At 74.4% G+C, this 18134-nt stretch carries 16 protein-coding genes; 8 read left to right on the top strand and 8 right to left on the bottom strand.

The features are described 5' to 3' along the window. Window positions 1–32: 32 nt before the first annotated feature. On the bottom strand, window positions 33–281 hold the full coding sequence (locus ACFWJO_RS11575) for a hypothetical protein (protein ID WP_386864514.1): 249 nt from the start codon (window positions 279–281) through the stop codon (window positions 33–35). Between the two features lie 182 nt (window positions 282–463). Then, window positions 464–1246 carry a hypothetical protein gene (locus tag ACFWJO_RS11570; RefSeq protein ID WP_384416402.1) on the bottom strand — a complete coding sequence of 261 codons (783 nt, stop codon included), beginning with the start codon at window positions 1244–1246 and terminating at the stop codon, window positions 464–466. A gap of 214 nt (window positions 1247–1460) precedes the next feature. On the opposite strand from ACFWJO_RS11570, the gene ACFWJO_RS11565 reads away from it, so the two are divergent. After that, window positions 1461–2015: a transglycosylase family protein gene (locus ACFWJO_RS11565; protein WP_386864513.1), complete on the top strand. Its 555-nt coding sequence runs from the start codon at window positions 1461–1463 to the stop codon at window positions 2013–2015. 34 nt (window positions 2016–2049) lie between these two features. On the opposite strand, the gene ACFWJO_RS11560 is transcribed toward ACFWJO_RS11565, so the two are convergent. Genes ACFWJO_RS11560 through ACFWJO_RS11550 form a run of 3 tightly spaced genes read right to left on the bottom strand, consistent with a single transcriptional unit; the run spans window position 2050 to window position 6013 of the window. After that, entirely contained in the window at window positions 2050–2697 is a 648-nt protein-coding gene (locus tag ACFWJO_RS11560) for an ATP-binding cassette domain-containing protein (RefSeq protein WP_386864512.1), read from the bottom strand. Then, complete coding sequence (locus ACFWJO_RS11555; RefSeq protein WP_386864511.1) at window positions 2694–5564, bottom strand: ATP-binding cassette domain-containing protein; 2871 nt, start codon at window positions 5562–5564, stop codon at window positions 2694–2696. Before ACFWJO_RS11555 ends, ACFWJO_RS11560 begins: the two co-directional genes overlap by 4 nt. Next, on the bottom strand, window positions 5552–6013 hold the full coding sequence (locus tag ACFWJO_RS11550) for a hypothetical protein (RefSeq protein WP_386864510.1): 462 nt from the start codon (window positions 6011–6013) through the stop codon (window positions 5552–5554). Before ACFWJO_RS11550 ends, ACFWJO_RS11555 begins: the two co-directional genes overlap by 13 nt. Before the next feature lie 221 nt (window positions 6014–6234). Here ACFWJO_RS11550 and ACFWJO_RS11545 point away from each other — a divergent pair, with 221 nt between their 5' ends. The 4 genes from ACFWJO_RS11545 (at window position 6235) to ACFWJO_RS11530 (ending at window position 10486) form a co-directional block, all read left to right on the top strand. After that, window positions 6235–6753: a hypothetical protein gene (locus tag ACFWJO_RS11545; RefSeq protein ID WP_386864509.1), complete on the top strand. Its 519-nt coding sequence runs from the start codon at window positions 6235–6237 to the stop codon at window positions 6751–6753. Further along, window positions 6731–8026, top strand: a complete 1296-nt coding sequence (locus ACFWJO_RS11540; protein ID WP_386864508.1) for an ABC transporter substrate-binding protein — start codon at window positions 6731–6733, stop codon at window positions 8024–8026. The genes ACFWJO_RS11545 and ACFWJO_RS11540 overlap by 23 nt, the downstream gene beginning before the upstream one ends. Window positions 8027–8094: 68 nt before the next feature. Continuing rightward, complete coding sequence (locus ACFWJO_RS11535; protein ID WP_386864507.1) at window positions 8095–9372, top strand: glycosyltransferase; 1278 nt, start codon at window positions 8095–8097, stop codon at window positions 9370–9372. A 127-nt stretch (window positions 9373–9499) separates the two neighbouring features. Further along, window positions 9500–10486 carry a helix-turn-helix transcriptional regulator gene (locus ACFWJO_RS11530; RefSeq protein ID WP_386864506.1) on the top strand — a complete coding sequence of 329 codons (987 nt, stop codon included), beginning with the start codon at window positions 9500–9502 and terminating at the stop codon, window positions 10484–10486. Here the strand turns inward: ACFWJO_RS11530 and ctaD are convergent. Continuing rightward, the gene (gene ctaD / locus ACFWJO_RS11525) at window positions 10425–12137 is read right to left on the bottom strand and encodes a cytochrome c oxidase subunit I (RefSeq protein ID WP_386864505.1); all 1713 of its coding nucleotides are present in this window, start codon (window positions 12135–12137) and stop codon (window positions 10425–10427) included. The genes ACFWJO_RS11530 and ctaD overlap by 62 nt on opposite strands. A 329-nt stretch (window positions 12138–12466) precedes the next feature. Between ctaD and ACFWJO_RS11520 the strand changes: the two genes are divergently transcribed. Beyond that, complete coding sequence (locus ACFWJO_RS11520) at window positions 12467–12670, top strand: I78 family peptidase inhibitor (RefSeq protein WP_386864504.1); 204 nt, start codon at window positions 12467–12469, stop codon at window positions 12668–12670. A gap of 78 nt (window positions 12671–12748) precedes the next feature. Here ACFWJO_RS11520 and ACFWJO_RS11515 read toward each other — a convergent pair whose 3' ends face one another. After that, entirely contained in the window at window positions 12749–13777 is a 1029-nt protein-coding gene (locus ACFWJO_RS11515) for a phosphatase PAP2 family protein (RefSeq protein WP_386864502.1), read from the bottom strand. 403 nt (window positions 13778–14180) lie between these two features. On the opposite strand from ACFWJO_RS11515, the gene ACFWJO_RS11510 reads away from it, so the two are divergent. Further along, a complete protein-coding gene (locus ACFWJO_RS11510; protein WP_386864500.1) occupies window positions 14181–15962 on the top strand; it encodes an MFS transporter in 1782 nt (593 codons plus the stop codon). Window positions 15963–16005: 43 nt separating this feature from the next. Here ACFWJO_RS11510 and ACFWJO_RS11505 read toward each other — a convergent pair whose 3' ends face one another. After that, on the bottom strand, window positions 16006–16440 hold the full coding sequence (locus ACFWJO_RS11505; RefSeq protein ID WP_386864498.1) for a cell division protein SepF: 435 nt from the start codon (window positions 16438–16440) through the stop codon (window positions 16006–16008). A gap of 332 nt (window positions 16441–16772) precedes the next feature. Between ACFWJO_RS11505 and ACFWJO_RS11500 the strand changes: the two genes are divergently transcribed. Further along, a complete protein-coding gene (locus tag ACFWJO_RS11500) occupies window positions 16773–18053 on the top strand; it encodes a DUF5685 family protein (RefSeq protein ID WP_386864496.1) in 1281 nt (426 codons plus the stop codon). Window positions 18054–18134 lie beyond the last annotated feature (81 nt).

The raw sequence follows: 18134 nt of genomic DNA, 5'->3' as shown, positions 1-18134 counted from the left end.
GCCCTCGGCCGTTCCTCCTGGTCCGGCAGGCGCTACATGCCGCCGCTCCGCGAACCCGGCGGCAGCGCGTACGCCGACGACCAGCCCGTCTGCTGGCGGTGCCGCGCCACTCCCGTTCCGGCGAAGCCCCGGAAGCCCAGCTCCTCCTCGCCGCTGCGGTCGCCCGGCAGCGTACGGAACGACCGGCGGTACTCGGAGTACAGGGCGTCGTAGATCGGAGTCGCCGAAAAACCCGCCGAACCGTCCTGCGCCGGGCGCATCGCGGGGATCGCGCTCGGCACGGGACTCGGGGTCGGACTCGGATACTGCTGGCGAAATGGGTCGTATGCGTGCACGTATGTGCCAACGACCCCGCCGTCCGTGAGATGCGGGCGATGCGCCTCCGAAAGCGGAGCCCGGGGGCGCGGCACGGTCGGCACCCCCGGGACGCGGGCCGGCCCTATGCCGGGTCGCGGGTGGTCCATCACGTGCCGGCCAGCGGCATCGCGGCGGCCACCAGGCGCCCGTTGGCCGCGGCCTTCTCCAGCGCGTCGCGCAGCAGGTCCTCGCGCGGCTGCTGCCCGATCGAACCGACCGGGGCGGCGAAGACGAGCACCGTGTGCGACTTGTTCGCCGCGGCCCGCCAGCCCTCGGTGACCTGCAGCGGCTGGTGCGCCTGCCACCAGGCGACCTGGCCCGTGCCGCCCGTACCCGGCTGGAGCACCGAGTGCAGCTGGCCCATGGCGACCAGGACCGACCAGCCGGGCAGCGGGGCCGGCGTGTGCTCGAGGTCGGCGACCGGCTGGAAGCCCTGCTCGACGAGCAGCGGCAGGAACTCGTCCGTCAGACCCTCCGAGCCGGGGCGGGCGACCGGCGCGGTCGGCTCCACCACGAGCGCCGGGTGCAGCTCGCCCTGGATCAGGACCAGACCGCTGGTGACGCCGAGGACCGCCTGCTCCGGGTGGGCGGCGGAGAGCGAGCCGGCGGCGTCGGCCGCCGTGATGGAGGCGACGGCGCCCTGGAGCTGCTCCTCGGCGACCCGTACGACCTGGGACGGAATGCAGCTGGCGTGGGCGAACGCGAGGACGGCGGTCTCCTCGCCGACGAACAGGACGGTGCTGGTGCGCTCCTGCTCGGAGTCGCCCGGGGTCCGGCAGGAGGTGCAGTCGTAGCTGCCCGGGGCGTTGTCGCCGGCGAGCAGCCGGTCGGCTTCTTCGTCGCCGATCTCGGCGCGTACGTCCTCGCTGACGTCGAGCATGCGCGGCACGGGGGGCTCCCTGGACTCATTGCGTGCGACGGCGGGCGGTTCCCGGTCGTCTCATGCCGAGTTCAACGGGGAAGGCTCGGCCGGGGTCACGCGTGGAGGGCCGACAAATGTTTGAGGAGCGGCGCCGCGGGCCGTGCCGCCGACCGGGTGGGATGTGAACGGCGTTCCGCGCGGCACGGGGCCGGGCTCCGGGGCCGCTGCCTAGCCTGCCCCGATGTCGAAGATCCGATGGTGGACGACCGGATGCCTGCTGACGGCCGCGCTGCTGGCACCTCCGGCGGAGGCCGTGGCGGTCGCGGGGACGACGGGCACGGCGGGGGCGCCCGCCGCTCCCACGCCCGTCGAGGCGTGTGTGAAGGACCAGTGGCCGTGGGGCTGCGTCGCGCAGTGCGAGAGCGGCGGGGACTGGCGCGCCAACACCGGGAACGGCTTCTACGGCGGGCTGCAGTTCTGGCAGCCCACCTGGGACGAGTTCGGCGGCCGCCGCTACGCCCGGCGCGCGGACCTGGCGACCCGGGCCCAGCAGATCACGGTCGCCGAGGACGTGCTGCGCGTCCAGGGCTGGGGGGCCTGGCCGGTGTGCTCGCGGCGGTACGGCCTGAGCGGCCGCGCCCATGTCGTGCAGCCCGGCGACACGCTCAGCGCCATCGCCCGGCGGTTCGCCGTCAAGGGCGGCTGGCAGGCGCTGTACGCCGCGAACCGTTCGGCGATCGGCCCTGACCCGAACCGGCTGACGGTAGGCACGATGCTGCGGATCGCCCCGCTCTAGAAGCGCCCCGCCGCGCTGTGGGGCTCACGGCCTCCTACACGAGCTCACCCGCGCCGGCGAGGGAGCCCCGGCTCAGTTCGTACGCGAGCGAGCCCGGCGGCAGCCCGCCCGGGACGCGCTGCTCGGCCAGGACGACCGCCGCGGAGCGGGGCGGGCGGGCGAGTGCGGCGAGCAGGCCGTACGTACGGGAGGCGACGGCCCGGGACAGGCCGAGGGACGGCTCGTCGACGAGGACGACGCGGGCGGGGGAGAGCAGCGCGCGGGTGAGGGCGAGCATGCGCCGCTCACCGCCGGAGAGGGTGCCGGCGCGGTGGCCGAGCAGCGGCGCGAGCTCCGGGTAGGCGGCGAGGGCCGCGTCCTGGCGGCCGGGGGCCACCAGGTCCAGGTTCTCGGCGACGGTGAGGGTCGCGTACACCGCCCGAAGATCCGGTACGAAGCAGAGCCCGCGGCGGGCCCGGGCGTGGGCGGGCAGTCCCGTGACGTCCGTACCGCGCCACAGGACGCGTCCTGCGGCGAGCGGCACCGTCCCGGCGAGCGCGCGCAGCGCGGTGGTGCGGCCGGAGCCGTTGCGGCCGAGCAGCAGGGTGACGGTGGCGGCCGGCAGTGCCAGGTCGAGACCGTGCAGGGCCTCCAGCGGGCCATAACGGACCCGCGCGGCGCGGAGGGCGATCTCGACGGTCACGGCCCGCTCCTGGACACGATCCGGCCGCCCTCCATGATGTGGACGGTGCGGGCGATGCCCGCGACGAGATCCGGGTCGTGCTCGATCACGAGCACGGCGAGGCCGTCGGCGGCGAGGGCGGCGAGGACGCGGGCGAGGGCGTCGGTCTCGCCCGCGTCGAGCCCGGCGGCGGGTTCGTCCAGGAGCAGGGTGTGCGGCCCGGCCGCGAGCGCCCGGGCCAGCTCGACCCGGCGCAGCGTCCCGGTCGGCAGCCCGGCCGCCGCCGCCCGCCGGACCGGCCCCGCGAGCCCGACGAGACGCAGCGCCTGTTCGACGGCCGTCTCCGCGTCCCGGCCGCGGGCGCCGACGCGGACGTTCTCCTCGACGGTGAGCGACGGGAACACGGCGAGCTGCTGGAAGGTCCGCGAGATCCCGAGGCGGTGCCTGGTGTGGGCGGCCCGCTTCGTGATGTCCACCCCGTCGAGCGCGACCCGGCCGGCGGTCGGCCGGAGGGTTCCGGCGAGGCAGTCGAACAGCGTGCTCTTGCCCGCCCCGTTCGGCCCGACGACGGCGGTGACCGCACCCGCCCGGAGATCGAGATCGACCCGGTCGAGAGCGGTGAGCCCACCGGGGTAGGTGAGGCTGAGCCGGCGCGCGACGAGACGGGCCTGCGGCCGGCGCGCGGACGACCGTCCGGCCCCCGGTCCGCCGCCGCCCGCGGCCGACGGTCCCGCCGCCCGCCCTCCGCCCGGACTGCCGGCCCCCGCCCGTCCCACCCGTGGCGGCCCGTCCGCCGGTTCTCCGGCGCGCGATGCGGCGTCGCCAGAGGCCGGGGGCTGTCGGGCCTCCGCCCGGCCTTCGGCCCTGGGGTCCGGGTGGCTGTCCTGGCCCGGGCCTTCGCCCGGGTGGGTCGGGCCCGTGGTGTGCGGGGGCGTCCTGGGCGCGGGCCGGGCGGTGGTCGGGTGCGGAGGGGTGGTGGCGCGCGTCGTGGGGGCCTCCGGCGGTGCCGGGGCGGGTGGCTGCCGGCCTGGGTGGCGGGGAGCGGCCGCAGGGGCCGTCGTGGGTCGGCGCGTGCGTGCCCGGGCGGTTGCGGCGGTCGTCGTCGGCCCGCTCGCGGGGGCCGCCGCCCGGCGCGGTTTCGGCAGCAGGGCCGGGACGAGCGGGGGGACGCGGCCCGTCAGGGTGGCGAGGAGGCCGATCAGGGCCGCCGCGACGCCCGCGTGGGAGCCGGCGTCCAGGGCCACGAGGAGGGTGGCGGCCAGGAGGGGGGTGAGGAGGGTGTCCGCGCCGAGGACCAGGACGGCGGCGAACCAGAGGAGGCCGCGCACCGGGTCGAAGGCGTCGGGATCGAAGGCGCGGACGCCCATGCCGAGGAGGCCGCCGCCCAGCGCGGCCAGCGCCGAGCCCAGGGTGAAGGCGAGGAGCTTGAGGCGGGCCACCGGCACGCCCGCCGCCTCCGCGCCCGGCTCGTGGTCGCGCAGCGCCGCGAGCGCGCGGCCCGTGCGGCCCCGGCGCAGGGCCGCGACCAGGAGCAGGCAGCCGGCGAGCAGCACCAGCTCCAGGGCGTAGTACGCGCGGTCGTGGCCGAAGCCCGCCGGGCGGTCGAGCGTCACGCCCGCCGTCGCGTACGGCTGCGCGAAGACGAAGCGGCTCACCGCGACCCCGACCGCGAGGGTCGCCAGGGCGAGGGCGAGTCCGTGGCGGCGGATCGCGGGCCGGCCGGTCAGCAGACCGAGCGGCGCCACGCACAGCACGGCCACGCCCAGCGCCACCAGCTCCGGCAGGCCGGCCGCCGTGAGGAGGCCGGTGAACAGCGCGCCGAGACCCGCGTACGCCGCCTGGCCCAGCGCGATCTGTCCGCCCCGGCCGGAGACCACCACCAGCGACAGCAGGACCACCGCGAGCGCCGGGACCTGCACCGCCGTCGTCAGGTCCTCTCCCGCGAAGCCCAGCGGCAGGAGGAAGAGCACGGCCGTCACCAGCCAGACGCCCGGCGGGACCCGCGGCGCGGCCCTCGGCGGCGGCAGCGCGTCGGTGTCGCCCACTCCCGGCAGCACCAGCGCCGCCACGAGCAGCGCCACGACGAACAGGTTCGCCCCCACCGCCTGGAGCAGTTCGCCCGGCCAGCCGCCGGGGTGCAGCCGGGTCAGCTGGGCCTGCGCCACGCCGAGCGCGAGCGCGGTCACCACCGCCACCGGCAGGCTCCGCATCCGGGCCACCACCGCCACCGCGATGACCTCGACCACCAGCAGCGGCATCCCGTACGGGTCGAGCCGCACGTACGGCGCGAGCAGCACGCCCGTGAGGCCCGCCGTGAACGAGCCGAACGCCCAGCCCGCCGCCGACACCCGGTCCGCCGGGATGCCGGACAGGACGGCGAGTGGCCGGTTGTCGACGACCGCCCGCAGCTCCCGGCCGAACCGGGTCCACCGGGTCACCGCGCCCACGAGAAACGCCAGCGCCACCGCCGCCGCGAGCTGCGCCCACGGGTCGTCGCCGAGCAGCACGGGCGCGTCGTCCCGCGCGCCGCCGCCCCAGATCAGCGCCGCCGCGCCCACGAGCAGCACGAACACGCCGATCGACGCCACGAGCGTCTGCGCCGGACCCGCGCCGGCCAGCGCCAGCGGCCGGAACACCGCCCGGTCCAGGACCAGGCCGATGCCCGGCGCGACCACGAGCAGCGTCACCAGCGCGGCCGGCGGCAGCGGCCAGCCCCACTCGACCACCAGCTGGCGCAGCACGTACGCGCAGATCATGGCGACCGCGCCGTGCGCCAGGTTCAGGACGCCGGTCGCCCGGTAGGTGACGATCAGTCCGATGCCGGTGAGCGCCGCCGCGCTGCCGACGGCGAGCCCGGCGAGCACGAGGTCGTACGTCAGCGAGGCCACGGCTCACACACCGGGCAGGGAGCCAGCTCCGCGTCCCCCGCGGGCTCCGCCTCCGGCCGCCCCGCCACCAGCGGGCAGTCCGGCCGGTGCGCCAGCGTCCCGCCCGGCACCCGCAGCGGCGGCTCCTCCGAGGAAGGCGCCTGCCCAGGCTCCTCGGCCGGCTCCTCGGCCGGCCGCTCCTCCGTCGCCCTCGCCGCCGCCTCCCCGCCCGCGCCCCCGTACGTCCACAGCGCCCCCACGACCAGCACCGCCCCCGTCACGATCAGCGCCGCCCCCGGGACCGTGCACGAGGCCAGATACGGCAGCTGGCGCTCCGCGAAGCGCTCGCCCGAGATGCCGTACCAGCCGACGACGCACAGCACCGCCCCGGCCGCCGCCGCCACGAGCCCGCACCACAGCAGGAGCCGGGAAGCCGGCGTCCGGCGGACCGACCGCGGAATCGACGGCACGGGAGCCTCCCTTTCCCTTCGGCCGGGTCACTTCGGCCGGGACGTCACACACTCACACCTCACGTCGCACACCCACACCTCACGTCACACCCTCACACCTCACCCCCACCCTTTATGTTCTCTTTAGTTCCCTTCCTTGCGCTATGTCCGCGATCGGCACACCCTGGAATCGGCAGGCCGCCCGGTCTGCCCTCGCGTCCGGCCCTCCGGTGGTGAGCCAGATGGTTCTCAAGCGACGCGCGGCCGCTTTCGCCGCCGCGGCGGTCCTCGCCCTCACGCCGGTGGTCGCCGGCTGCTCGGACGACGGAGGTTCCGCCTCCGACGAGGCCACGCCCACGGTGCCTCCCGTTCCTTCCACGACGACCGCCCGGCCCAGCGACCAGCCCGCCGACCCGGCCGCGGCCAAGGCGGAGATCACCAGGAACTGGACCGCCTTCTTCGACCCGAAGACCCCGACCGCCGAGCGGGTGAAGCTGCTGGAGAACGGCGAGAGCATGACACCGGTCCTCGCCGCCTTCGCGGGCGACAAGAACGCCCAGCAGACCTCCGTGAAGGTCAAGAAGATCGACTTCACCTCGCCGTCCGGCGCCGACGTCACCTACGACCTGCTCGTCGCCGGCAACAACGCCCTGCCCGACGCCAAGGGCACCTCCGTCCTCCAGGACGACACCTGGAAGGTCTCCGTGAAGACCCTCTGCGGACTCGTCCAGGTCAGTGGTGCGACCGTCCCGGGCTGCTGAGACGGCACTGGCGCTGCTCCTCGCCGTCCTGGCCGCGCTCGTCGCGGGCTGCGGCAGCCGGCTTCCGGAGCGCGCCTTCGAGACGCGGCCCACCGCCAACCCCTCCGGCGGTGAGCCGCTTCGCGTCGGCATCATCACCAGCGCCACGAGCCCTGTCGGCGGAGGCGCCTTCACCGGTCCGCGCGACGGCGCCCTCGCCTACTTCGCCGCACTCAACGCCCGCGGCGGGCTCGACGGCCGCCGGATCGAGGCGATCACCTGCGACGACGGCGGCAGCGGCATCGGCAACAACGCGTGCGTGCACCGGCTGGTCGACGAGCGCAAGGTCTTCGCCCTGGTCGCCACCACCGCCCTCGACTACGCGGGCGCCCCGCGGGTCTCCCGGGCCGGCGTCCCCGACATCGGCGGACAGCCGCTGACCCCGGCCTACGAGACGTACCCGCACCTCTACGGGATCTACGGCAGCTCCGCCCCGCGCACCGGCGAGGCGCCCGGCTGGGACGGGGTGCTGTACGGCGGCACCGAGGTCTACCGCTGGTTCAGGACCCACCTCGGCGCCCGTACCGCCGCCGTCGTCTCCTACAACCAGGCCGCCTCCGCCGCGTACGCCCGGCTGATCTCCCAGGGGCTCCGCGCCGAGGGCTACCGGGTCGTCGACGAACAGGTCGACTTCGTCCTGCCCAACTTCCGCGCGGTGGCGGCCGATCTGCGGGCGCAGAAGGCCGACGTCGTCTTCGACGCGATGGACACCCACGGCAACGCCCGGCTGTGCGAGGCGATGGAGGCCTCCGGCGTACGGGTCGCCGCCAAGGTGACCAACGTGCAGAACTGGTCCTCGTCGGTGCCGCGCGACTACGCGAAGTCGCCCGGCTGCCGGGCCGCGCTCTACGTGACCGGCTCCAGCCGCAACCACGACGACACGTCCTTCCCGGCCGTACGGGAGTTCCGGGCGGCGATGGGCGGCCGGCCGCTCTCGCAGTGGCAACTGGAGGGCTGGGCGGCGGCCATGTGGTTCACGGACGCGGCGCGGTCCTGTCTCGCCGCGCCCGGTGGGCTCACCCGTCCCTGCGTCGAGGAGTACGTCAACCGGGCGGAGCCGTACACCGCGCGCGGGCTGTTGCTGCCGGTCCGCTTCGAGCACCTCGCCGAGCCGCCGAAGACCCGTGAGACCTGTCTGTCCGTGGCCCGTTGGCGCGACGGACACGGCTGGATCGCCCAGGGCGACATGAACAGGACCTGTGCTTCCGTCCCCCAGTTGGGATACCGGCCGTGAACACCGAAGCGCCGGGGCAGTACAGTCGCCCACGACCACGCTCCTGACCGGGGGGAACCGGCACGCCCATGCGCATCTCCTTCCTGCTCCACAACGGCTACCACATCGGCGGGACCATCCGGGCGACCTTCACGCTCGCGGCCGAGCTGGCGGGCCGTCACGAGGTCGAGATTGTCTCGGTGTTCCGCCACCGCGACGAGCCGATCCTCGGCGTGCCCGCCGGTGTGACGCTGCGGCACCTCGTCGACCTGCGGAAGAAGAGCCCGGGTTACGACGGCGAGCACCCCGACTTCCACCGGCCCGCCCGGGTCTTCCCGCGCGGCGACGGCCGCTGGAAGCAATACAGCGCGCTCACCGACGCCCGGATCGGCGCGCACCTCGCCTCCGTCGAGGCGGACGTCGTCGTCGCGACCCGCCCGGGGCTCAACGTCCAGCTCGCCCGGCAGGCGCCGCGCGGCCCCGTCCTCGTCGGCCAGGAGCACCTGACCCTCGACGGGCACGGCTACCGGCTGCGGCGCGACATCCGGCACGAGTACGCGCTCCTGGACGCGGTCACCACGGTCACCGAGGCCGACGCCCGCTCCTACCGGGCGCTCGGACTGCCCGGCGTACGCGTCGACGCCGTGCCCAACAGCGTGCCGGCGCCGGGCCTGCCGCCCGCCGACCCCGCGTCGAAGGTCGTCGTCGCGGCCGGCCGGCTCACCCCGGTCAAGCGCTACGACCTGCTGATCGACGCCTTCGCGGACGTGGCCGCCGCCCGCCCGGACTGGAAGCTGCGGATCTACGGCACCGGCGACGCCTCCGACAACCTGAAGAAGACGCTGGCGAAGCAGGTCGAGCGGCTCGGCCTCGGCGAGCACGTCTTCCTCATGGGCACCGCCCACCCGATGGAGCCGGAGTGGGCCAAGGGCTCGCTGGCCGCGGTCACCTCGCGGCGCGAGTCCTTCGGCATGACCATCGTCGAGGCGATGCGCTGCGGGCTCCCGGTGGTCTCCACCGACTGTCCGCACGGCCCTGCCGAGATCATCGAGGACGGCGTCGACGGCCGGCTCGTCCCCGTCGACGACACGGCGGCGGTCGCGGCGGCGCTGCTCGCCCTCATCAACGACGACGAGGCCAGGGCCCGGGCGGCCAAGGCCGCGCTGGTGGCCTCCGAGCGCTTCGACCCGGCGCGGATCGCCGGCCGTCACGAGACGATCTGGGCCGACCTGGCCTCGGCCTCCGCGTCCCGCCCCCGCACCCACCCCGCCCTCCGCGCCGCCACGCACCGCGCGGTGGGCGCGGCGGTCGACGCCGTCTACTCGGCGAAGGCGGCGGCGGGAAGGCTGGTCCGCCGCTTCCGCTGAGGCGGAGGAAGGGCGGGGGAGTCCGCAGCGGCCCGGGGGGACGTGCCCTCAGGGGGGGCGCGGCCTCAGGGGATGCCTGCGCGATCGCGGACCGTATCCGTCCGCGATCGCTGGCAGACTCGTCGCCATGTTGGAGACCTCCGCGCGACTGCTGCGTCTGCTCTCGTTGCTCCAGGCACACCGTGACTGGTCGGGCCCCGAGCTCGCCGAGCGGCTCGGGGTGACGCCGCGGACCGTGCGGCGCGACGTGGACCGGCTGCGGGAGCTGGGCTACCCGGTCAACGCCACGCCCGGTACGGGCGGCGGCTACCAGCTGGGCGCCGGGGCGGAGCTGCCGCCGCTGCTGCTCGACGACGAGGAGGCGGTCGCCGTCGCCGTCGGGCTCCGGGCCGCCGCAGGGCAGGGGATCGAGGGCATCGGCGAGAGCTCCGTGCGCGCGCTCGCCAAGCTGGAGCAGGTGCTGCCCGGGCGGCTGCGCCGCCGGGTGGGCGCCCTGAACGCGTACACCGTGCCCATGCTGCGCACCCCGCGCGACCGGATCGACCCGGCCGTTCTCACCGAGCTCGCCAACGCCTGCCGGGACGCCGAGCGGCTGCGCTTCGCGTACCGCGACCACGGCGGCTCCGCCACCCGCAGGACCGTGGAGCCGCACCGCCTGGTGTGCAGCGAGCGCCGCTGGTACCTGGTCGCCTGGGACCTGGACCGGGCCGGCTGGCGCACCTTCCGGGCCGACCGGATCACGCCGACGCCGCCGCACGGTCCCCGCTTCGTGCCCCGGGATCCGCCCGCCGAGGACCTGGCCGCCTATGTGGCGAAGGGCGTGTCCACCGCCGCGTACGCGACCGAGGCGACGATCCGGCTGCACGTGCCGCTCGCCGAGGCGGCCGCCGCCGTGGGCGCCGCCGACGGGACGCTCACCGCCGAGGGCGAGCACTCCTGCGTGCTGCGGACCGGGGCCCACAGCCTGGACCTGATGGTGGTCCACGTGTCGATGATCGGTTTCGAGTTCGAGGTCCTCGACCCGCCGGAGCTCGTCGACCGGGTGCGGGCGCTCAGGGACCTGCTGTCCCGGGGCCTCGACCGGTCGGCCGGCGCTCCGGCGGCGGGCTCGTGAGCCGCATCCGCTCGTACTCCGCGAACTCGGGGTGGTGCAGGTCGAAGGCGGGGGCCTCGGAGCGGATCAGCGGCACTTCGAGGAAGTTGTGCCGGGGCGGCGGGCACGAGGTCGCCCATTCCAGCGAGCGGCCGAAGCCCCACGGGTCGGCGACCTCGACCTTCGGCGCGTACCGCCAGGTCCGCCACGCGTTGTAGAGGAACGGCAGCGTGGACGCGCCGAGCAGGAACGCGCCGATCGTCGACGCCGTGTTGAGCGCCGTGAAGCCGTCGTCGGCCAGGTAGTCCGGGTACCGCCGGGGCATGCCCTCCGCGCCCAGCCAGTGCTGTACGAGGAAGGTGAGGTGGAAGCCGACGAAGAGCGTCCAGAAGTGGATCTTTCCGAGGCGCTCGTCGAGCATCCGGCCGGTGAACTTGGGCCACCAGAAGTAGAAGCCGCCGAAGGTCGCGAAGACGACGGTGCCGAACACCGTGTAGTGGAAGTGGGCCACCACGAAGTACGAGTCGGTGACGTGGAAGTCCAGCGGCGGCGACGCCAGGATCACCCCGGTGAGCCCGCCGAACAGGAACGACACGAGGAAGCCGGTCGCCCACAGCATCGGCGTCTCGAAGGACAGCGAGCCCCGCAGCATCGTCCCGGTCCAGTTGAAGAACTTCACCCCGGTCGGCACCGCGATGAGGAACGACAGCATCGAGAAGAAGGGCAGCAGCACCGCCCCCGTCACGAACATGTGGTGCGCCCACACGACCACCGAGAGCCCGGTGATGCTCATCGTCGCGGCGATCAGCGTCACGTAGCCGAACAGCGGCTTGCGGGCGAAGACCGGGATGATCTCGCTGACGATGCCGAAGAACGGCAGCGCGATGATGTACACCTCGGGGTGCCCGAAGAACCAGAACAGGTGCTGCCACAGCAGTGCGCCCCCGTTCTGCGCCTGGAAGGCGACCGAGCCGAAGCGCCGGTCGGACTCCAGGACCAGCAGGGCCGCGGCGAGGACGGGGAAGGCGACGAGCACGAGGATCGCGGTGAAGAGCACGTTCCAGGTGAAGATCGGCATCCGGAACATCGTCATGCCGGGCGCCCGCATCCCGATGATCGTCGCCAGGAAGTTCACCGAGGTGAGGATCGTGCCGAACCCGGAGAACGCGAGCCCCATGATCCACAGGTCGACGCCGATCCCGGGCGAGCGCAGCGCGCTGTTGAGCGGGGCGTAGGCGGTCCAGCCGAAGGCGGCGGGGCCGGTGGGCGTGAGGAAGGACCCGAGCACCATCAGGCCGCCGAAGAGGAACAGCCAGTACGAGAACATGTTGAGCCGCGGGAAGGCGACGTCGGGCGCGCCGATCTGGAGCGGCACCAGCTCGTTGGCGAAGCCGGCGAAGGTGGGCGTCGCGAACAGCAGCAGCATGATCGTGCCGTGGAGGGTGAAGGCCTGGTTGAACTCCAGGTTCGACACCAGCTGGAGCCCCGGCCGGGCCAGCTCGGCCCGCATGACCATCGCCAGCGCCCCGGCGACGAGGAAGAAGACGAACGAGGTCACCAGGTACAGGTGGCCGATCTTCTTGTGGTCGGTCGTGGTGATCCAGTCGACCACGATCCGGCCATGCCGCTGCCGCGGCGATTCGACGGCCGCGGTCTCGGTCTCGGTACCCATCCCCGGATGATGGCCTCCGTCGCGCGGGCGGTGCGGGAGGCGGACCGGCGCGTCGTCCGGTCGGCGGACCGTGTGCGCGGGGTGCGGGGGAATCGTGAATTCCGCCTGACCTGCCGGTCCGCCCGAATTCCCGGACGTGGCACGCGCGTACGGAATTCGGGAAGCGCCTGCCGACGGTGTGCGCGTTCACCGTGGGCGCCTCGCGGAGGAGCCCGTGAATTACCCGGGAAACGGCTGGAAACCGTCGTCGCCGGCTGACGGAGACGCGTCAAACATATGTCGAGAACCTGTGACACAAGCGTGACCGGCGAGGTACTAACGTGATCTGCATGACATCCGAACACGCACCCGACCACGCTTCCGAAACCTATGTGGGGCTCGACCGGGAGGAGGCCGAGCGGCTCGCCCGGGTCCGCGGCTGGAGCGTCGTGCGCAGCCTTCCGCCCGGCTCGATCATCACCATGGAGTACCTGGAGGGGCGCATCAACTTCGAGGTCGAGGACGGCGTCGTCACCCGCGTCTGGCTCGGCTGACCGCGCCGACGGGGAGCGACAGGGAGAGGGCCCCGGCCGACGATCGGCCGGGGCCCTCTCCCGTACGCGTGCGGCGGCTCAGCCGCCCGTCGCGGGACGCGAGTGCGGAGGACGGCGGCTGCCGGCCGGGCCGACCGGACCGCGCTCCGAGCGCACCGCGTGATGCCCCGTGTGGTGCGAGGGGTGCGCCGTCCGGGGCGCGGCGAGCGGCTGACCGGGGCGGGCCGTGCCCCGCGCGGCCGTGCCCAGGCCCGAACCGGCGCCGACGGCCTCGCGGACCGGCTCCTCGGCGCCCGGGCGCGGCGGGAACAGATGGCCCGGCAGCGGGCCTCCGCCGGCGACGGGCAGCGAGGGCACCAGGCGGCGGCGGGAGCGCAGCTGCTCGCGCAGCCGGTCGCGCACGCCCAGGATCCAGGCCTCCGCCACCGCAAGCACCGGCTCGCACCAGGGCAGCGCGAGCAGGATGAGCAGGCCGGCGGCCCAGCCGAGCAGCACGTCGCTCAGCCAGTGCGTACCCAGGTAGACGGTGGTGAGGCCGACGCCCAGCGCGACCACGGCCGACAGCGCCGAGAGATAGCGGCGGGCCCTCGGCGTGGTCGCCAGATAGGCCAGGATGCCCCAGGTCACCACCGCGTTCGCGGTGTGGCCGGAGGGGAATATATCCCCGCCCGCGAACAGCTCGGCGGAGCCGACCTGGGTCGCGTAGTGGGGGCCGAGGCGGCCGAGTCCGAGTTTGACCGCGCCGACGGTCACGTTCAGCAGCAGCAGCGCGGCGCCGAGGCAGAGCAGCGGCCGCAGCGTGTGCTGACGCCAGGAGCGCCAGCCGAGCCAGGCCGCGACCATCACGGCGGTCGGGCCGCGCTGGCCCAGGACCACGTAGTAGTCGAGGAAGGCGTGGAGCTCCTGCCACTGCTGGTAGGGCCGGAAGAGCATGATCTTCCAGTCGAGGGTCACCAGCCACGTCGACAGGAGTACGGCGACGACGATGGCCAGATAGAACGCCAGCGTCCCGCCGAAGAGGGCGAGACGCGTACGGGTCATCCGCGGGACCTCTATCTTCGGCGGTTCCGGCTCCCGGTCCAGCCGGGCAAAGATGTCGGTACGCACCCAATCGACGTTACAGGGAGTGAGTACCGACCTTGGTCGTTCCCGTGCCTTCGTGATGACGATGTGATGTGGAGTTGCTCTCAGCCGGGCGTTTGTTCCCGTCAGCCGTCGGAAAATCCGATGACCTTCCGCCCTATTGCCCGACGGACGTTTCCGGAACTCTGTTTGAGGCCCCCGGGAATTCCCGGAACGGCTTCGCGGGAGGAATTCCAGGCGGCGCGCGGCGGACCCCGAGTGGTGTACGCCACACCGTGCGGCCCGCCGGGGTGAGAGCTGCACCACGCGCTCGGGCCTTGAACTCGCGTACGCTGACGGCTCACTCGCCCGTCGATGCCGGGCCGCCCCGGGGCCGCTCCCCGGCCGGTGCCCGCCGAGCGCGAGGGCTTCACTGGGAGGTACGTACATGGCACGGACGATCACGGCCGGAGCACGTCTCCGAACCGCCGGCGGTGGTGCCAACCGCTGGGTCGTGCTCGTCGTCCTCTGCGTCAGCCTGCTGCTGGTCGCGCTCGACGCGACCGTGCTGCACGTCGCCGTCCCCTCGCTCACCGAGGACCTCCGGCCCAGCTCCACCGCGCTGCTGTGGATCGTCGACGCCTATCCGCTGATCTGCGCCGCGCTGCTGATCCTCTTCGGCACGCTCGGCGACCGGGTCGGCCGCAGACGGGTGCTGCTGCTCGGTTACGCGCTGTTCGGCGTCGCCTCGGCGGTCGCCGCGCTCGCCACCGTGCCCGAGGTCCTGATCGCCGCCCGCGCCCTGCTCGGCGTCGGCGGCGCGATGATCATGCCCGCCACGCTCTCCATCCTCCGCGCGGTCTTCCCCGACCGCCGCGAGCGGGCCACCGCGATCGGCGTCTGGACGGCGGTCGCCGCCGTCGGCGCCGCCACCGGTCCCGTGCTCGGCGGCTTCCTGGTCGAGCACTTCTGGTGGGGCTCCGTCTTCCTGATCAACATCCCGCTGATGGCGCTGATCCTGCCCGTCGGGCGCTGGCTGCTGCCCGAGTCGCGGGGCGGCTCCGACGGCCCCTGGGACGTGCTCGGCGCGCTGATGGCCGCGGCCGGAGTGCTCGGCGCCGTCCTCGGCGTCAAACGGCTCGGCGCCGGCGACCCGCCGTTCGCCCCGGCCACGCTCGGCCCGCTGCTGCTCGGCGCCGCGCTGCTCGTCCTCTTCGTACGGCGGCAGAAGCGCCGCACGCACCCACTGATCGACATGCGGCTGTTCGCCCGCGCGCCCTTCACCACCTCGGTCGGCTGCATCGTGCTCGCCATGCTGGCGCTGGTCGGCCTGGAACTGATCGCCGTCCAGTACCTCCAGCTGGTCCTCGGCCTCAGCCCCCTGGAGACGGGCCTGCGGCTGCTCCCGCTGACCTTCGCCGCGATGGCCGCCGGCGCCACCGGCTCGTACACCCTGCGTCGGCTCGGCCCGCGCCGGATGGTCGGCTGGGGCTTCCTGCTGACCGCGTCCGCCGTGCTGCTGCTCGTCCTCATGGGGCAGCACGACCGGCCGCTGCTGCTCACCGTCGGCTTCGTGCTGCTCGGCTTCGGCCTGCAGACCACGCTCTTCTCGGCGTACGAGTCGATGCTGAGCGAGGCCCCGCCGGAGAGCGCGGGCGGTGCCGCGGCGATCGGCGAGACCTCGTACCAGCTGGGCGCCGGCATGGGCATCGCGCTGCTCGGCAGCGTGATGAACGCGGCGTACGCACCCGGCCTCAGCGGGGTGCCCGGAGTGCCGGACGAGGTGGCCAGGGCGGCCGCGAACTCGCTCGGCGAGGCCTACCAGGTCGCCGACCGGCTCGGCGGCCCGGCGGGCGAAGCCCTGCACCACGCGGCCCGGCACGCCTTCGTGAACGGCCTGCACGTGACCCTGTTCGTGAGTGCCGGACTGCTGCTGCTCGGCGCGCTCATGGCGCTGCGGCTGCCGCGCGTCATGGAGTGCCCGGCCGCACCGGACGCCGAGCGGGCCGGCGAGGACCGGACGGACACGGACCGGACCGCCAGGGAGCAGGCCGGCCGGGGACGGGCCGGCGCCGAGCTGCCGGATGCGGCGGGCCGAGGGCCGGTGGGCCGTGGGCCGGCGGACCCGGACGGCGGGCCGCGAACGGGGGGCGGGACCGCGGATGCCGTACGGGTCCCCGCCACGCGGGGCCACGCCGAGCCGGCCGGCTCGGGCCTGCAGGGACACTGACGTCCCGGCGGGCCGGACGAACGCCCCCGACGGGGCGTCGGTGTCAGCTCTGGTTGAAGAAACCGTCCTGCGAACGGCCGCCGGGGTCGCCGCTGACGATCTCCGTGTCCGCCGGGGTCAGCAGGAAGACCCGGGTCGCCACCCGCTCGATCGAGCCGCGCAGACCGAAGGCGAGACCGGCGCAGAAGTCGACCACGCGCTTGGCGTCGTTCGGCTCCATCGCGGTCAGGTTCACGATCACCGGGACGCCGTCCCGGAACAGCTCGCCGATGCCCCGGGCGTCCCGGAACCCGTCGGGCGAGAGGGTCGCGATCCGACGGCCATGCTCCTGCGCCGTGTCGGACGCCACCCGCACCCGCGGGTCCGTCACCCAGGCGTCGTTGCCCTCGGCACCGTCGGCGTACTCGTCGTCGTAGTAACGCTCGTCGTTGTCCTCGACGAGTCCCAGCCAGGCACTGGCCTTGCGCACCGATCCCATGGACGCCTCCTTTCAGCGCGGTCACTCGTGGTTCCGCAATCCCTATCGTCGTCCATGATGCGGATCGCGCGCCAAGTGGATAGTCGGCGCGCAGGGGATTCGTGACGGTACTGGTGCAGAACGTGAGGCTCGAAATCTGGCGATTCGTCAGGGATCTTGCGGTTTGCCCGGGCTGACGGTGGGTCGGATCGGGGCACGCAACTTAAAATATGAAAGTCGGGCCAGAAGGGTGAGGGCGAGGGCGTACGGGTGAACCGATCGCGTCGGACCTCCTCGGTACGATGCCCGACGCAGCCGCGCGGATCCGCGCGCCGGTCCACGGGGGAGTGTCTTTGTTCGGAATCGTCAGGCCCTGCGCGCACCGCCTCACCGAAGGCCTCAAGGTGGAGTGGATGGCCCATCTCTGCGGCCTCTGTCTGGCCCTGCGCGCCGACCACGGGCAGTTCGCCCGGGTCGTCACCAACTACGACGGCCTGATCGTCTCGGTCCTGACGGAGGCTCAGGCGGGCCGGACCGAGGCCGGGCGCCGCACCGCCGGCCCCTGCCCGCTGCGCGCCATGCGGACCGCGCCCGTCGCGCGCGGCGAGGGAGCGCGGCTCGCCGCCGCCGTCTCCCTGGTCCTCGCCTCCGCGAAGATCCGCGACCACGTCGCCGACCGCGACGGCCTGCTGGCCCGCCGGCCGGTCGCCGCCGCGGCCCGCCGGGTCGCCCGCTCCTGGGACCGGGCCGGCGCCCGCACCGGCCGGGAACTCGGCTTCGACACCGCCGTCCTGGTCGACGCCGTCGACCGGCAGACCGGTCTTGAGGCCCTGGCCGGGCCCGGCACGCCGCTGCTCGTCGTCACCGAGCCGACCGAGACGGCGACCGCGGCGGCCTTCGCGCACACCGCGGTTCTCGCCGGCCGCCCGGGCAACGCCGAACCGCTCGCCGAGGCGGGCCGCCTCTTCGGCCGCCTCGCCCACCTCCTGGACGCCGTCGAGGACCAGGCCGCCGACGACGCGGCAGGCGCCTGGAACCCGCTCACCGCGACCGGCACCTCCCGCGAGGAGGCCCGCCGGCTCGCCGACGACGCGCTGCACGGCATCCGCCTCGCGCTGAAGGACGCCGAGTTCACCGACGGACACCTCGCCCACGTGCTCCTCGCGCACGAGCTGCGCAACTCCGTCGACCGGGCCTTCGGCACGACGAGGTGCGCGCACGGAGCGCCGCCGCCCGCGCAGGGCGGGGCGCCCGGGCCGTACGGCGCGTACAACCCGTACGGCGGCGGCAACCCGTACGGCGGTGGCGGCAATCCGTACGGCGGTGGGCACCCCCACGGCGGCGGCGGGCCGGCCGGCCCCGGCGGCCCCGGCGGTCCGGGCGGTCCGGGCGGACCCGGCGGACTGCCGCCGCAGTTCGGCGCCGGCGGGCCGCACCAGCCCAAGAAGCCGCGCGGCTTCCTGGCCGGCTGCGCCATGTTCACCTGGCTGTTCTGCACCTGCCAGATCTGCTGCGCCAAGGAGTACGAGGGCCCCTGGTCGCGGAAGAAGCGCGAGGGCTGCTGCCGGGACTGCGACTGCGGCAACTGCAACTGTGACGGCTGCGACTGCTGCTGCCCCTGCGACGGCTGCTGACGGTCCGTCGGGCCCGCCCGGCCGTGCGTCCGCGGTGCCGTGGGCCCGCGAGGCGCGGGTCCGCGGTGCCGTGACGTGACG

This window comes from Streptomyces sp. NPDC127092, from assembly GCF_042722475.1.
In the GTDB taxonomy this organism is placed as follows: Bacteria; Actinomycetota; Actinomycetes; order Streptomycetales; family Streptomycetaceae; genus Streptomyces.
The sequence above is the reverse complement of the archived record's forward strand: the minus strand, read 5'-3'. Positions and strand labels throughout refer to the sequence as shown.

What these genes read in the sequence shown, in the direction of transcription:
- ACFWJO_RS11545 (WP_386864509.1), top strand. Translation starts at nt 6,235, where the DNA reads ATGGTTCTCAAGCGACGCGCGGCCGCTTTCGCCGCCGCGGCGGTCCTC.
- ACFWJO_RS11530 (WP_386864506.1), top strand. Translation starts at nt 9,500, where the DNA reads ATGTTGGAGACCTCCGCGCGACTGCTGCGTCTGCTCTCGTTGCTCCAG.
- ACFWJO_RS11510 (WP_386864500.1), top strand. Translation starts at nt 14,181, where the DNA reads ATGGCACGGACGATCACGGCCGGAGCACGTCTCCGAACCGCCGGCGGT.
- ctaD (WP_386864505.1), bottom strand. Translation starts at nt 12,137, where the DNA reads ATGGGTACCGAGACCGAGACCGCGGCCGTCGAATCGCCGCGGCAGCGG.
- ACFWJO_RS11535 (WP_386864507.1), top strand. Translation starts at nt 8,095, where the DNA reads ATGCGCATCTCCTTCCTGCTCCACAACGGCTACCACATCGGCGGGACC.
- ACFWJO_RS11520 (WP_386864504.1), top strand. Translation starts at nt 12,467, where the DNA reads ATGACATCCGAACACGCACCCGACCACGCTTCCGAAACCTATGTGGGG.
- ACFWJO_RS11505 (WP_386864498.1), bottom strand. Translation starts at nt 16,440, where the DNA reads ATGGGATCGGTGCGCAAGGCCAGTGCCTGGCTGGGACTCGTCGAGGAC.
- ACFWJO_RS11565 (WP_386864513.1), top strand. Translation starts at nt 1,461, where the DNA reads ATGTCGAAGATCCGATGGTGGACGACCGGATGCCTGCTGACGGCCGCG.